The sequence below is a fragment of the Burkholderia sp. 4NA327C6 genome (assembly GCF_005502655.1).
Classification (GTDB): Bacteria; Pseudomonadota; Gammaproteobacteria; order Burkholderiales; family Burkholderiaceae; genus Burkholderia; species Burkholderia contaminans.
Window position 1 is genome coordinate 41,464 of record NZ_SCNZ01000024.1, and the last position, 14,233, is coordinate 55,696.

Below are 14,233 nucleotides of genomic sequence, written 5' to 3' on the forward strand. Positions count from 1 at the left end.
GTCGCGCGCCAGCCGCGCGTTCCACAACCGCTCGCCCACTTCCGCTTTACATGGACGATCCGATCCTGTCCCGCCCGGCTGGCGGCCTTCTCGCGCCGACACCCGGCCGCGCGCTGCCGCGCTGGCACTACCCGGCCGCGCTGCTCGCCGGCGCAGCCAATACGCTCAGCTTCGCACCGACGCCGCATGGCGGCTGGCTGCAACTCGTCGTATTCGTCTGGTTTTTCGCGCAGCTCACGCGCACCGCAAGCTGGCGCAGCGCCGCGCTCACCGGCGGCGCGTTCGGCTTCGGCAACTTCATCACCGGCGTCTGGTGGCTCTACATCAGCATGCACGTGTACGGCGAGATGGCCGCGCCGCTCGCGGGCGGCGCGCTCGTGCTGTTCTCGCTGTACCTGTCGCTGTACCCGGCGTTCTCCGCCGGGCTGTGGTCGTTCTGCGCGGGCCATGCGTGGCATCGCCGCACGCCCGACCCGCGGCCGTTCTCGCCGACCTGGCACGGCGCATTCGCATTCGCGAGCGCATGGGCACTCGGCGAATGGCTGCGCGGCACCGTCCTCACCGGCTTCCCGTGGCTTGCAAGCGGCTATACGCAGGTCGACGGCCCGTTCGCGGGTTTCGCGCCGGTTGCCGGCGTGTACGGGATCGCGTGGGTGCTCGCGCTGTTCGCCGCGCTGGTCGTGCAGGCGCTCGCCGCCGCCCGGCCGTCGCCGCTTGCCGAACCCCGCGCCGGCGATGCGCGCGTGCGTATCGCCGCGCCGGCCGGCATCGCGGTCGCGCTGATCGCGGCCGGTCTCGGCCTGTCGCAGGTCACGTGGACCGTGCCCGCGAACAAGCCGCTCACGGTGCGGCTGCTGCAGGGCAACGTGAAGCAGGACATCAAGTTCGAGGAAGCGGGCATCGACGCGGCGATCAAGATGTACACGCAGATGATCATCGAGAAGCCGGCCGACCTGATCGTCACGCCGGAAACCGCGATCGCGGTGATGATCCAGGAGCTGCCCGAGCCGTTCGCCATCGCGGTCCGCAAGTTCAGCGACACGACGGGCTCGGCCGTGCTGTTCGGCGCGGTCGGCGCATCGGTGACCGAGGACGGCCGCTACGTCGACTATACGAACAGCCTGTACGGCGTGACGCCGAATTCGCGCGACATCTATCACTACGACAAGCACCACCTCGTGCCCTTCGGCGAATTCATCCCGTGGGGCTTCCGGTGGTTCGTCGACCTGATGAAGATGCCGCTCGGCGACTTCGCGCGCGGCGCGCCCGTGCAGAAGCCGTTCCTCGTGCACAACCAGCCCGTGATGGCCGACATCTGCTACGAGGACTTGTTCGGCGAGGAAATCGCCGCGACGATCCGCGACAACCCGCAGCCGCCGGGCGTGCTCGTCAACGTGACGAACCTCGCGTGGTTCGGCGACACGATCGCGCTCGACCAGCACCTGCAGATCGCGCGGATGCGCTCGCTCGAGACGGGCCGGCCGATGCTGCGCTCGACCAACACGGGGATGACGGCCGCGATCGATGCGCGCGGCCGCGTGCTCGGGCAACTGAAGCCGTTCACGATCGGCTCGCTCGACGTGCGGATCGAAGGCACCAGCGGCTTCACGCCCTACGTGACGAGCGGCAACAACATCGTGCTCGCGGTGTCGCTCGTACTGCTCGCGTTCGGCTTCACGTTCGGCCCCGGGCTGCGCCGGCGCAACGGCCAGAAGAACGGCGACGGCCAGCCGGAATGACGACGGGCGGCCGCTGCGCAGTGCGTGGCGGCCACCGAATGCAACATGCAGCAGCGGCCCATAGCCGCTGACCGGCCGGCCGCTCAGGCCCGCCGGGCCGACTCTGCCGACTCTGCCGATTGAGCCGATTGAGCCTGTCAGCCCGGCTGCGCGGCCAGGCGCCGCAGGTCGCGGCTCACCTCGTCCATCACCGGCGCCCACGCGCCGAACACCGGTTGCCGGTACAGCGTCGCGGTCGGGTACCACGGGCTGTCCTTGCGTTCGAGCAGCCACGGCCAGTGCGGATTCACGTCGAGCAGCACCCAGGTGCGCGCGCCGAGCGCACCCGCCAGATGCGCGACCGACGTGCACACGGTGATCACGAGATCCAGCGCACCGATGAACGCGGCCGTATCGTCGAAGCTCGTCAGTTCCGCCGTGACATCCTCGATCGCGAAGTCGGCCGCGCGCGCCGCCTCGACATCCGCGTTCGCGCCCGGCTGCAGCGAATGGAACGCGACGCCGTCGATTCCGCGGAACGCGTCGGCATAGCGCTCGAGCCCGACCCGCCGGAACGGATTGCGCTGATGCCCCGCGCTGCCCGTCCACACGAGCCCGACCTTCAGCCGGGAGTCGCCCGCGAGCCGCGCGCGCCACGCATCGCGTGCATGCGGATCGGCACGCAGATACGGCACCGACGACGCGAGCGTCGACGCTTCCATGCCGAGCATCAGCGGCAGGCCGATCAGCGGGACTTCGTAATCGAAGGCCGGCAGCGATTCGATGCCGCCGCCCGCGCTGAATGCGTCTGCATGCGCGCCGAGGCTGCGCTGCATCAGCGTGCCCACCAGCGGGAACGTATTCCAGATGAGCCGGCCGCCCTCGCGATGCACGCGCTCGGCGAGCGGCGCGACGAAGCGGCAGAACTGCAGTACGTCGCCGAGCCCCTGCTCGCCCCACACGAGCAGCGTCTTGCCGGCGAGCGGCTCGCCCCGCCAGCGCGGGCCCGGCAGCACCGGCCGGCGGCCGCGCAACTCGCCCGCGCCGTCCCAGCGCGCCTCGTGGCCGCGCCAGCCGGCCGCGTAGTTGCCGCGCACGAGCTGGACGATCGCCAGGTTGAAGCGGTACGACGCATCGTCGGGCGCCAGTTCGCACGCGCGCGCCGCGTAGCGCTCGGCGTCGGCCCAGCGCTGCGCCTCCTTCATCGCCAGTGCGACGTTGTTCATCGCGAGCGCGTTGTCGGGCGCGAGCTCGACGAGCCGCTCCGCGCACGCAAGCGCGGCGTCCAGGTCGTGCGTCGCGAGCCGCGCGACGACGAGATTGATCCACGCCTGCACGTCGCGCGGATCGAAGCGCACCGCCGCTTCGAGCAGCGCGATCTCCTCCGCGCGGCCGCCACCCGACATCCGCAGCGCGATCGCGAGGTTGTTGCGCAGCGATGGACGGTCGGCGTCGAGCGCCAGCGCCGCGCGATACGGCGCCACGGCGTCCGCGTGCCGGCCCGCCATCTGGAGCGCGTAGCCGTGATTGAAGTGCGCGGTCGCGCCCGGCTGCACGCGCGCCGCGCATTCGGCGAGCGCGATCGCATCGGCCGTGCGCTGCTGCGAGACGAGCGCGCCGGTGAGTTGCGTGAGCGCATCGGCGTCGACCGCATGCAGATGCCCGGCGGCGGCGAGCCACAGATCGCGTGCGGCGTGCTCGCCGCGCGCCTGCGCATCGGCGGCCTGCCCGAGCAGCGCGAGGAAGGGGGGAAGCAGCGGGATGAGGATATCGGTCGGATCGTCCATGCAGTCGGAGTCGGCTAGCGGTGGCGCGGCACGCGTCGCGCGCACCGCAATACGCGCATCTTAACGCCCGCGCAAAGCCGCGCGGCACCTGCGTCGCAACGTGCCGCGCGATCACCCGGCACGCGCCGGTCACGCCCCGCGCAGGCCGCTCGCACGGGGCCGACGGCGTGCTCACCCGCGTTCCGGCCGCATCCGCTCGCCGATCCGGTAAAATTACGCGTTTCAGCACACTAACAAGCCGCGCCGCCGCGCGAGCCGACCCTCCGGGCCCCGCCCGGAGCGCCGCCCGCAACGGAGCGCCAGCGCCACGAAGGCTCTTCATGCTTACGTTTCAGCAAATCATCCTGACGCTGCAGTCCTACTGGGACAAGCAGGGTTGCGCCCTGCTCCAGCCCATCGACATGGAAGTCGGCGCGGGCACGTCGCACGTCCACACGTTCCTGCGCGCGGTCGGCCCCGAGCCGTGGCGCGCCGCCTACGTGCAGCCGTCGCGCCGCCCGAAGGACGGCCGTTACGGCGAGAACCCGAACCGCCTGCAGCACTACTACCAGTACCAGGTCGTGCTCAAGCCGGCGCCGGAAAACATCCTCGACCTGTACCTCGGCTCGCTCGAGGCGCTCGGCTTCGACCTGCAGCAGAACGACGTGCGTTTCGTCGAGGACGACTGGGAAAACCCGACGCTCGGCGCGTGGGGCCTCGGCTGGGAAGTGTGGCTGAACGGGATGGAAGTCACGCAGTTCACGTATTTCCAGCAGGTCGGCGGCCTCGACTGCAAGCCGGTGCTCGGCGAGATCACGTACGGCCTCGAGCGCCTCGCGATGTACCTGCAGAAGGTCGAGAACGTGTACGACCTCGTGTGGACCGAGTGGGAAGAGCAAGGTCCGAACGGCCCCGAGCTGCGCCGCCTGTCGTACGGCGACGTCTACCACCAGAACGAGGTCGAGCAATCGACCTACAACTTCGAGCACGCGAACGTCGACCTGCTGTTCACGTTCTTCAACAGCTACGAAGCGGAAGCGAAGAAGATGATCGACGCGCAGCTCGCGCTGCCCGCGTACGAGCTCGTGCTGAAGGCCGGCCACACGTTCAACCTGCTCGATGCGCGCGGCGCGATCTCGGTCACCGAGCGCGCGGCGTACATCGGCCGCATCCGCGCGCTGTCGCGTCTCGTCGCGCAGGCTTACTACGACTCGCGCGAGAAGCTCGGCTTCCCGATGCTCGGCAACCCGCCGGGCGTGCCGGGCCTCACCACCGACGCCCAGGACGCCGCACAGCCGGCGTGGGCGCCGCCGCTCAAGGTCGAACGCAAGATCGATCAGGACTGACGAGACGAGATTCATTCCAATCATGACGCACAATCATCCCGCCCCCCTGCTCGTCGAACTGTTGACCGAAGAGCTGCCGCCGAAGGCCCTCGCGCGCCTCGGCGACGCATTCGCCGAAGGTCTCGCGCAACGCCTCGCGGCGCGCGACCTCATCGACGGCGAACTCGTGTTCGAACGCTACGCCACGCCGCGCCGCCTCGCCGTCGTCGTGCAGAACGTGCGCGCCGTCGCCCCTGAAAAGCAGGTCCGCGAAAAAGTCCTGCCCGTGTCGGTCGCACTCGACGCCGAAGGCAAGCCGACGGCTCCGCTCGCGAAGAAGCTCGCGGCGCTCGGCCACCCGAACCTGTCGATCGCCGATCTCGAGCGCGCGCAGGACGGCAAGGCCGAAGCGTTCTTCCTCAACTATTCGGCCGCCGGCGCGACGCTCGCCGACGGCCTGCAGGCCGCGCTCGACGAGACGCTCGAGAAGCTGCCGATCCCGAAGGTGATGACCTACCAGCGCCCGGACGGCTCCGACGTGAAGTTCGTGCGCCCGGTGCATCGCCTGACGGTGCTGCACGACGATCGCGTCGTGCCCGTCACCGCGTTCGGCGTCGACGCCGGCGACACGACGCTCGGCCACCGCTTCCTGTCCGACGGCCTCGTCGCGATCCAGCATGCGCGCGCCTACGCCGACACGCTGCGCGACAAGGGCCGCGTGATCGCGCACTTCGCCGATCGCCGCGAAACGATCCGCACGCAGCTGAACGAACACGCGAACGGCGATACCGTCGTGATGCCCGAGTCGCTGCTCGACGAAGTGACATCGCTGGTCGAATGGCCGGTCGTCTACCCGTGCCGCTTCGAGGACGAATTCCTGCAGGTCCCGCAGGAATGCCTGATCCTCACGATGCAGACCAACCAGAAGTATTTCGCGCTGACCGACGTCGCCGGCAAGCTGCGCTCGCGCTTCCTGATCGTGTCGAACATCGAGACGAAGACGCCGGGCGAGATCATCGAAGGCAACGAGCGCGTCGTGCGCCCGCGCCTCGCCGATGCAAAGTTCTTCTTCGAGCAGGACAAGAAGAAACCGCTCGCCGACCGCGTGCCGCAGCTCGCGAACGTCGTGTATCACAACAAGCTCGGTTCGGCGCTCGCACGCGTCGAGCGCCTCGAGGCGCTGGCCGGCGAGATCGCACCCGCGATCGGCGCCGACGCCACGCACGCGAAGCGCGCCGCGCGTCTCGCGAAGGCCGACCTGCTGACCGACATGGTCGGCGAGTTCCCGGAACTGCAGGGCACGATGGGCACGTACTACGCGCGCCACGACGGCGAAGCCGACGACGTCGCGCTCGCCTGCGCCGAGCACTACCAGCCGCGCTTCTCCGGCGACGCACTGCCGACCACGCCCGTGTCGACCGCCGTCGCGCTCGCCGACAAGCTCGAGACGATCGTCGGCATCTGGGGCATCGGCCTCGCGCCGACCGGCGAAAAGGATCCGTTCGCGCTGCGCCGCCACGCGCTCGGCGTGCTGCGCCTGCTGCTCGAGAAGCAGCTGCCGCTCGATCTCGTGTCGCTGCTGCGCACGGCCCATGCACGCTTCGAAGGCGTGCCGGGCGTGGCCGAATCGACCGATGCGATCCTCGCGTTCTTCATGGATCGCCTGCGCGGCCTGCTGCGCGAGCGCGGCTATTCGGCCGGCGAAGTCGACGCGGTGCTGAGCCTGAACCCGACGCGCGTCGACGATCTCGTCGCGCGCCTCGACGCGGTGCGCGAATTCACGCGCCTCGCGGAAGCCGAAGCGCTCGCGGCCGCGAACAAGCGGATCTCGAACATCCTGAAGAAGTCGGAAGGCGGCGCGAACGGCACGGTGCAACCGACGCTGCTCGTCGAGGCCGCCGAGAAGGCGCTGCACGAACAGCTCGCGGCCGTGACGCCGCACGTGCAGTCGCAGCTCGAGGCGCGTGCGTACACGGGCGCGCTGTCGGCGCTCGCCGCGCTGCGCGCACCGGTCGACACGTTCTTCAACGACGTGATGGTCAACGCGGAAGATCCGGCACTGCGCGCGAACCGTCTCGCGCTGCTGTCCGCGCTGCACCAGCAGATGAACTGCGTCGCCGACATCTCGAAGCTCGCCGCATAAGGGCCGCACGATGCCGACCAGCCCCAACCGAAAGCTCGTCGTCCTCGACCGGGACGGCGTGATCAACGTCGATTCGGATGCGTTCATCAAGACGCCCGACGAATGGATCGCGCTGCCCGGCGCCCTCGAGGCGATCGCCCGGCTCAACCACGCGGGTTATCGCGTGGTCGTCGCGACCAACCAGTCCGGCATCGGTCGCGGGCTGTTCGACATGGCCGCGCTCAACGAGATGCATCTGAAGATGCATCGCGCGGCGGCAGCGGTCGGCGCACGTATCGACGCGGTGTTCTTCTGCCCGCACACGGCCGAGGATCACTGCGACTGCCGCAAGCCGAAACCCGGCATGATGCAGATGATCGCCGAGCGCTTCGAGATCGATCCCGGTCACATGCCGGTCGTCGGCGATTCGCTGCGCGACCTGCAGGCCGGCGTCGCGGTCGGCTTCCAGCCGCACCTCGTGCTCACCGGCAAGGGCAAGAAGACGCTCGCCGCCTGCAACCTGCCGCCCGGCACGAAGGTCCACGACGACCTGCGTGCGTTCGCGCTCGATTTCCTTTCACACGAACACGAGTGATGCAGCCGCCGCGCGCATCCTCCCTAACGCCAGACTTACGCCGATGCGCTTCGTCCGCTCCCTGCTGCTGCTGATCTACTTCGTCCTGTACACGGTGCCGTACGCCACCGCGTGCTTCATCGCCTTTCCGTTCATGCGCTCCGACGCGCGCTACTGGATGGCGGCCGGCTGGTGCAAGTCGACGCTGTGGGTCGTGCGCTGGCTGAACGGCATCCGCTACCGGATCGAAGGGTACGAGAACCTGCCCGACGGCCCGGCGGTGCTGCTGTCCAAGCACCAGTCCGCGTGGGAGACGCTCGCGTTTCCGGCGCTGATGCCGAGGCCGCTTTGCTACGTGTTCAAGCGCGAGCTGCTGTACGTGCCGTTCTTCGGCTGGGCGCTCGGGATGCTGCACATGGTCAACATCAACCGCAAGGAAGGCAAGAACGCGTTCACGTCGGTGATCCGCCAGGGCAAGAAGCGGCTGTCGGAAGGCGCATGGATGATCATGTTCCCGGAAGGCACGCGCACGCCGGTCGGCAAGCAGGGCAAGTACAAGACGGGCGGCGCGCGCTTCGCGATCGAAACCGGCGCACCTGTCGTGCCGATCGCGCACAATGCAGGTCGGGTGTGGCCGCGCAACTCGTTCACGAAATTCCCGGGCGTCGTCACCGTGTCGATCGGCAAGCCGATCCCCAGCGAGGGGCTGACGCCCGATGCATTGAACTCGCAGGTCGAAGCATGGATCGAAGCGGAAATGCGCCGGATCGATCCGGATTCGTATCGCCAGGCGGGTAATGCCGGCACGCGCGATGCAGCGCGTGTCTGACGCCGCCAGGTTGCAGCCGTTGCGTACGACAAAAAGAAGCGAACTGATGAAACAGCGTCCGCGGCCACGGCCTGCCGTCGTGGCCCTCGATCATCGCCAGATGGACCTGCCGCTCTTCGACGGGCCGGCCGCCGCACCGTCGGCGCCCGCCACGCCGCCGGCACCGCCCGAAGCGGCACCCGCGGCGCCCCTCGATCCGGGCCCGGCGCCCGACCGCTCGCGCGTGCGCACGTTCGCACTCGACAGCCGCGTGCTCGAATACCGCCTGAAGCGCTCCGCGCGCCGCACGATCGGCTTCACGATCGACGGCAGCGGGCTGTCGATCACCGCGCCGCGCTGGGTCACGCTCGCCGACATCGAAGCCGCGATCTCCGAGAAACAGCGCTGGATCTTCGCGAAGCTCGCGGAGTGGAAGACACGCACCGAACAGCGCGCGCTGCCGCAGATCGACTGGCGCGACGGCGCTGAGCTTCCCTATCTCGGCAAGACGGTGACGATCGCGCTCGGCGCAGGTGCCGTCGCGTTCGATGCCGATGCGCTGCGGCTCTCGCTGCCGCTGCCCGTGCAGGCCGACATGCAGCAGATCAAGGATCGCGTGCAGGGCTGGCTGCAGGGCGAAGCCAAGCGGATCTTCGGCGAACGCCTCGCCGTCTATGCGGAGAAACTCGGCGTCACGTATTCGATGTACGCGCTGTCGTCGGCCGCGACGCGCTGGGGCAGCTGCTCGAGCGACGGCAAGATCCGGCTGAACTGGCGGCTGATCCATTTCCCGATGTCGATCATCGACTACGTCGTCGCGCACGAGCTGTCGCACCTGCGCGAAATGAACCACAGCCCGGCCTTCTGGCAGACCGTCGAATCGATCTTCCCCGAGTTCCGCGAAGCGCGGCATACGCTCAAGCATCACCCGCCCGAGTTGCTGCCGTCGCTGTGACGCAATGGGTAGTGTGCCGAGATGCTCGCCCTGCCCGCTTGCACAGCGATCGCATACGTCGCAGGACGTTCATCCGGCACTCAGTACGCCTTCTTCTGATTGACGTCCTCCACTGCTTAAAGGCAGCGGATTCCCACACCTGGCGATGCACGTCCGCATCGGAGAATGTTCAACGCAGCGTTGACATCGCGATCATGCGCGACACCACAGTCACTGCAGGTCCACGCTCTTATTCGCAGCCCCGCGATACCTTTCGGCCGCGTCGTGCTGTCTTTCGACCCACACGCCGAACAGGACTGGGTCGAACCGCTTTCGTCGACTTCCTCGAACGTGGCTCCGTGCGCGATCGCTTTGTAGCGGAGCTTGTTTCGGAAGGACGACCAGGACGCGTCGTAGACGCTCTTCGCCATCCTGGTTCTGGCGAGCTTCGCGGCCGACACGTTGCCGACCGCGAGGTAATCGAACCGCCGCACCAGATCGAGTGCGAGCTTGTGCTGGAAATCGGCTCGAGCATTCGCGACCTTGGCGTGCAACTTCGCAATATGTCGCTTGTGCTTTCGCGCTTGCTGAGCCTTTGCCAGCTTCTCGGCCGCTTGCCGGCCGAACCGGTCGTTCGGCAGCTTCTCGCCGGTCGAAAGTGTGGCGAAGTCTTTCAGGCCGAGATCAATGCCGACACCGGAACGAATCGGTCGGGCGTGAACATCGGGCATTTCGATCACGATATTCAGAAACCAATTGCCGCGCGCGTCTTGCGCAAAGCTGGTTCCGTCCTTGATCTTGCCTTCGGGAAGCAGGCGGCTGTTGAACACGCGAAAGGTGTTGCCGGCAAAACGAAACGCATCGCCCTCGCGTTTCAGGTCACGGCCCTTCAGCGGCACCCAGCCCAGCGATTTCCTGCCGCGGTAGCGAAGGTAGGGCCGACGGTGCTGACTGCGCGACTTCGCATATTGCTCGCACGTCGCGTTGATCGTGCCGGAGTGGATGCCGAGCGCCTTGCTGCTCCCGGTCGTCAGCACGTTCAAATCGAAACCCGTCGGCCACTTCTTGTTCCACTTGAGCGCGTGCTTCTGCGTGTCGTTGCAGAAGTTCCAGACGTAGTTCACCGCACGGCTCTGCTTGTTGAGCAGCCCGTTAAGCGACTTCACCCGGTAGCGGTAGACAAGGATCATGCCGGCCATCCTAGTCTGCGCGCGAAGCTGCCTGTCAAGGGCGTTTTTCATTTCTGCCGTTAACGGAGACGCCACGCACGGCGCCTGATGAACGCGGTAGCTGTTTGCGGCGGCGTGGCCCGCTCCCCGTGTTTAGTACGGCGAACCCTGTAAAGTCCGTTCCAGGAGCGAAAAGCAGGCCAGGGTCATATCCACTACAATTGCAACCTCCCAATGCGTCTATCGACGCACCATCAAAGGACTACTCATGCGAATCCTGCATACTATGCTTCGAGTGGGCGATTTGGACGCGTCCATCCGCTTCTACACCGAGGTCCTCGGCATGCGTCTGCTTCGAAAGCACGACTACCCTGATGGAAAATTCACGCTGGCATTTGTCGGTTACGAAGACGAGTCCGAAGCCGCAGCTATCGAATTGACCTACAACTGGGGCACCGACAAGTACGACTTGGGAACTGGGTACGGTCATATCGCACTGGAAGTGGAAGACGCATATGCTGCGTGTGAAGAAGTAAAAAAGCGCGGTGGCGTAGTTACGCGCGAAGCCGGCCCTATGAAGCACGGTACAACCGTGATTGCCTTTGTTGCGGATCCTGATGGTTATAAAGTTGAACTGATCCAGAAAAAAGGTCGAGTCGACTAAACTTCATGAAGCGTCAAGCCCGCACCCCTCATCGCACAGAGGAGCATAGGCAGCGCTTACTTTGACCTTCAAATGTTCGCGCACCGTAAGCCCGCTTCAAGGCTGCGAGGTCTATGTTTAGATTCTCGCTCTCGACTCCAAGACGATCTCGCGCCTCGTTAAAAACTCTCGTGCGAAACCGCCGATTCGAGCACACCGGACGCGCCGCTCGCTCAACCCTGTCGCCCCACCGGCATGGCATCGGAGGCCGTCGATGACCACACTCGCCGCCGCCCCCGTGCGCCGCGCGCTCGACACGCGCGCCGTCGGCCTGATGCTGCTGCTGTGCGCGATCTGGGGCTTCCAGCAGGTCGCGATCAAGAGCACGAACGCCGCGATTGCACCGATGTTCCAGGCCGGGCTGCGCTCGGTGATCGCGGCGGTGCTGCTTTGGGGCTGGGCCCGCTCGCACGGTACGCCGCTGTTCCAGGCGGACGGTACGTTCTGCGCGGGCCTCGCGGCCGGGGCGCTGTTCGCCGGCGAATTCATCTGCGTGTTCTTCGGACTGACGCTGACGAGTGCATCGCACATGGCGATCTTCCTGTACACGGCGCCATGCTTCACCGCGCTCGGCCTGCATCTGTTTGCACCGGGCGAGCGGCTGCAGCGCACGCAGTGGGCCGGTGTCGGCCTGGCGTTCGCCGGCATCGCGCTCGCATTCGCGGACGGCTTCCTGAAGCCGCGCGCCCCCGGCGCATCGGTCCTGGCCGGGCTCGCCGGCGACGCGCTCGGGATCCTCGGCGGCGCGATGTGGGCTGCGACGACGGTCGTCGTGCGCTCGACGGCGCTCGCGCGGGCGAGCGCGAGCAAGACGCTGTTCTATCAGCTTGCGGTATCGGCGGTCGTGCTGGTCGCGCTCGCCGCGCTGTTCGGGCAAGTGTCGTTCGCGCAGGTGACACCGATCGCCGTGGCGAGCCTCGCGTATCAATCGGTGATCGTCGCGTTCGTCAGCTACCTGTCGTGGTTCTGGCTGCTGACGCGCTACAGCGCGTCACGATTGTCGGTCTTCACGTTCCTGTCGCCGCTGTTCGGCGTCGCGTTCGGCGTGCTGCTGCTCGGCGAATCGGTCGGCTGGCGCTTCATGTCCGCGGCCGCGTTCGTGCTGACCGGCATCGCGCTCGTCAACGCGCCGCCGCGCAGGCGGGCATGACGATCAGACGCAACCCGCACGCGCAATAAAAAAGGCTGCCTCACAGGGCAGCCTCTTCTTCCCATCCGGTCCAGCTCGCGCGAGCGGCCTCAACCGGCCTTGCGCACCGCCGCGAGCGCCTGCGCGACGCCGACGTATTCCGCCACGCTCACATCCTCCGCACGGCGCGCGAGATCGAAGCCGAGCGTGTCGAAATCGATCGTCTCGCGGTAGTCGCCGAGCGTATTGCGCAGCATCTTGCGGCGCTGCGAGAACGCAGCGGTGACGATTTCGCCGAGCAACACCGGATCGACGTCCGGCAGTTCGTGCGGCTCGTACGGAATCATCCGAACGATCGCCGAATCGACCTTCGGCGGCGGCTGGAACGATTCCGGCGGCACGTCGAGCATCTTCTCCATCACGTAGCGGTATTGCAGCATCACCGACAGCCGCGAAAACGCCTTCGTGCCCGGCTCCGCGACCATCCGTTCGACGACTTCGTTCTGCAGCATGAAATGCTGGTCGATGACCACATCGGCGAACGTCATCAGGTGGAACAGCAGCGGGCTGGAAATGTTGTACGGCAGGTTGCCGACGATCCGCAGCGACGGCTTGTCGCCGGGCGCCGCGAGCGACCGGAAGTCGAATGCGAGCGCGTCGCCCGCGTGCAGTTCGAGCAGCGCGCCGAAGCGTTGCTGCAGGCGCCCGATCAGGTCGCGGTCGAGCTCGACCGCATGCAGCGGCGACTCGGGCGTCGCGAGGCGCTCGATCAGCGGCTCGGTCAGCGCGCCGAGCCCGGGGCCGATCTCGACCATGCGCTGGCCGCGCGCGGGGCCGATCGTCGAGACGATCGAGTCGATCACGCCGTGATCGACGAGGAAGTTCTGCCCGAAGCGCTTGCGCGCGAAATGGCCTTGGTGCTGTCTGCTGTTCGACATCGACTGAGTAAAACGAAAAATACGACGAATGAGGTAAAGCCGGCCCGCGTCAGGCCGTACGGCGATGGCGCGCCATCGTGACGGCCGTGTCGAGGGCGGCGATCATGCTGCCCGGATCCGCGCGGCCCGTGCCGGCCAGATCGAGTGCCGTGCCGTGATCGACCGACGTGCGGATGATCGGCAGCCCGAGCGTCACGTTGATGCCCTCGCCGAACGTCGCATACTTCAGCACGGGCAGACCCTGGTCATGGAACATCGCGAGCACGCAATCGGCGTCCGCGAGATGGCGCGGCTGGAACAGCGTGTCGGCCGGATACGGGCCGCGCGCGTCGATGCCCTGCGCGTTCGCGCGGGCCAGCGCCGGCGCGATCACGTCGATCTCCTCGCGGCCGAGATAACCGTTCTCGCCTGCGTGCGGGTTCAGGCCCGTCACGAGGATGCGCGGCGCGGCAAGACCGAAGTCGCGCCGCAGGTCGCGATCGATGATCGCGAGTGTCTCGACGAGCCCGTCGATCGTGAGTGCGGCCGATACGTCCTTCAGCGGCAGGTGCGTGGTCGCGAGCGCGACGCGCAGCGGCTTGTGGCCGGTACCGGCCAGCATCATCACGACACGCGGCGTATGCGTGCGCTCCGCCAGGTATTCGGTATGGCCGGTGAACGGCACGCCCGCATCGTTGATGGTGCTCTTCTGCAGCGGCGCGGTGACGATCGCGTCGTACCGGCCTGCCAGCGCTCCGTCGATTGCGGCGTCAAGCAACCCGAGCACGTACGAGCCGTTCGCGGCGTCCAGCTTGCCCGCCTGCACGGGCACGGCGAGCGCGTGATGCGCGACCGACACCGGCCCGCTGCCGGCCAGCGTGGCCCGGTCGGCGCCGACGGCCGCCGCACGCGCGTCGAGCAGCGTCGCATCGCCGAGCACGGTGAAATGCGCATCGGGCCAGCGCTGCGCGGCATCACGCAGCGCCTGCACGGTCAGCTCCGGGCCGACCCCCGCGGGTTCGCCAGTCGTGATCGCGATCTGCAGCGCGGGTGTGGTCATCCGAAGCT

The 14,233-nt window shown here is 67.4% G+C and carries 12 protein-coding genes; 8 read left to right on the forward strand and 4 right to left on the reverse strand.

What is annotated here, in order from left to right; translation table 11 throughout:
- Positions 1-50 precede the first annotated feature (50 nt).
- Positions 51-1,739: an apolipoprotein N-acyltransferase gene (lnt, locus tag FFS49_RS23430; protein WP_105815033.1), complete on the forward strand. Its 1,689-nt coding sequence runs from the start codon at positions 51-53 to the stop codon at positions 1,737-1,739.
- Positions 1,740-1,876: 137 nt separating this feature from the next.
- Here the strand turns inward: lnt and FFS49_RS23435 are convergent, their stop codons facing one another.
- A complete protein-coding gene (locus FFS49_RS23435; RefSeq protein WP_105815034.1) occupies positions 1,877-3,505 on the reverse strand; it encodes a hypothetical protein in 1,629 nt (542 codons plus the stop codon).
- Between the two features lie 320 nt (positions 3,506-3,825).
- On the opposite strand from FFS49_RS23435, the gene glyQ reads away from it, so the two are divergent.
- Genes glyQ through FFS49_RS23460 form a run of 5 tightly spaced genes read left to right on the forward strand, consistent with a single transcriptional unit; the run spans position 3,826 to position 9,268 of the window.
- Positions 3,826-4,830 (forward strand): glycine--tRNA ligase subunit alpha, encoded by a 1,005-nt coding sequence (gene glyQ, locus FFS49_RS23440; RefSeq protein WP_011885965.1) that lies wholly within the window; start codon positions 3,826-3,828, stop codon positions 4,828-4,830.
- A 22-nt stretch (positions 4,831-4,852) separates the two neighbouring features.
- On the forward strand, positions 4,853-6,952 hold the full coding sequence (glyS, locus tag FFS49_RS23445) for a glycine--tRNA ligase subunit beta (protein ID WP_039360049.1): 2,100 nt from the start codon (positions 4,853-4,855) through the stop codon (positions 6,950-6,952).
- A gap of 10 nt (positions 6,953-6,962) precedes the next feature.
- Positions 6,963-7,526: a D-glycero-beta-D-manno-heptose 1,7-bisphosphate 7-phosphatase gene (gmhB, locus tag FFS49_RS23450; RefSeq protein ID WP_105815035.1), complete on the forward strand. Its 564-nt coding sequence runs from the start codon at positions 6,963-6,965 to the stop codon at positions 7,524-7,526.
- 43 nt (positions 7,527-7,569) lie between these two features.
- Positions 7,570-8,334, forward strand: coding sequence for a lysophospholipid acyltransferase family protein (locus FFS49_RS23455; protein WP_039360052.1), 765 nt, complete (start codon positions 7,570-7,572; stop codon positions 8,332-8,334).
- 46 nt (positions 8,335-8,380) lie between these two features.
- Positions 8,381-9,268 (forward strand): SprT family zinc-dependent metalloprotease, encoded by an 888-nt coding sequence (locus FFS49_RS23460; RefSeq protein ID WP_039360059.1) that lies wholly within the window; start codon positions 8,381-8,383, stop codon positions 9,266-9,268.
- 116 nt (positions 9,269-9,384) lie between these two features.
- Here the strand turns inward: FFS49_RS23460 and FFS49_RS23465 are convergent, their stop codons facing one another.
- Positions 9,385-10,437, reverse strand: coding sequence for an RNA-guided endonuclease TnpB family protein (locus FFS49_RS23465; RefSeq protein WP_071335292.1), 1,053 nt, complete (start codon positions 10,435-10,437; stop codon positions 9,385-9,387).
- A 247-nt stretch (positions 10,438-10,684) separates the two neighbouring features.
- On the opposite strand from FFS49_RS23465, the gene gloA reads away from it, so the two are divergent.
- On the forward strand, positions 10,685-11,080 hold the full coding sequence (gene gloA / locus FFS49_RS23470) for a lactoylglutathione lyase (protein ID WP_071335051.1): 396 nt from the start codon (positions 10,685-10,687) through the stop codon (positions 11,078-11,080).
- Between the two features lie 253 nt (positions 11,081-11,333).
- Entirely contained in the window at positions 11,334-12,269 is a 936-nt protein-coding gene (locus tag FFS49_RS23475; protein WP_105815036.1) for a DMT family transporter, read from the forward strand.
- 89 nt (positions 12,270-12,358) lie between these two features.
- Here the strand turns inward: FFS49_RS23475 and rsmA are convergent, their stop codons facing one another.
- The gene (rsmA, locus tag FFS49_RS23480; protein ID WP_105815037.1) at positions 12,359-13,186 is read right to left on the reverse strand and encodes a 16S rRNA (adenine(1518)-N(6)/adenine(1519)-N(6))-dimethyltransferase RsmA; all 828 of its coding nucleotides are present in this window, start codon (positions 13,184-13,186) and stop codon (positions 12,359-12,361) included.
- A gap of 49 nt (positions 13,187-13,235) precedes the next feature.
- The gene (gene pdxA, locus FFS49_RS23485) at positions 13,236-14,225 is read right to left on the reverse strand and encodes a 4-hydroxythreonine-4-phosphate dehydrogenase PdxA (protein ID WP_105815038.1); all 990 of its coding nucleotides are present in this window, start codon (positions 14,223-14,225) and stop codon (positions 13,236-13,238) included.
- Positions 14,226-14,233: the final 8 nt, after the last annotated feature.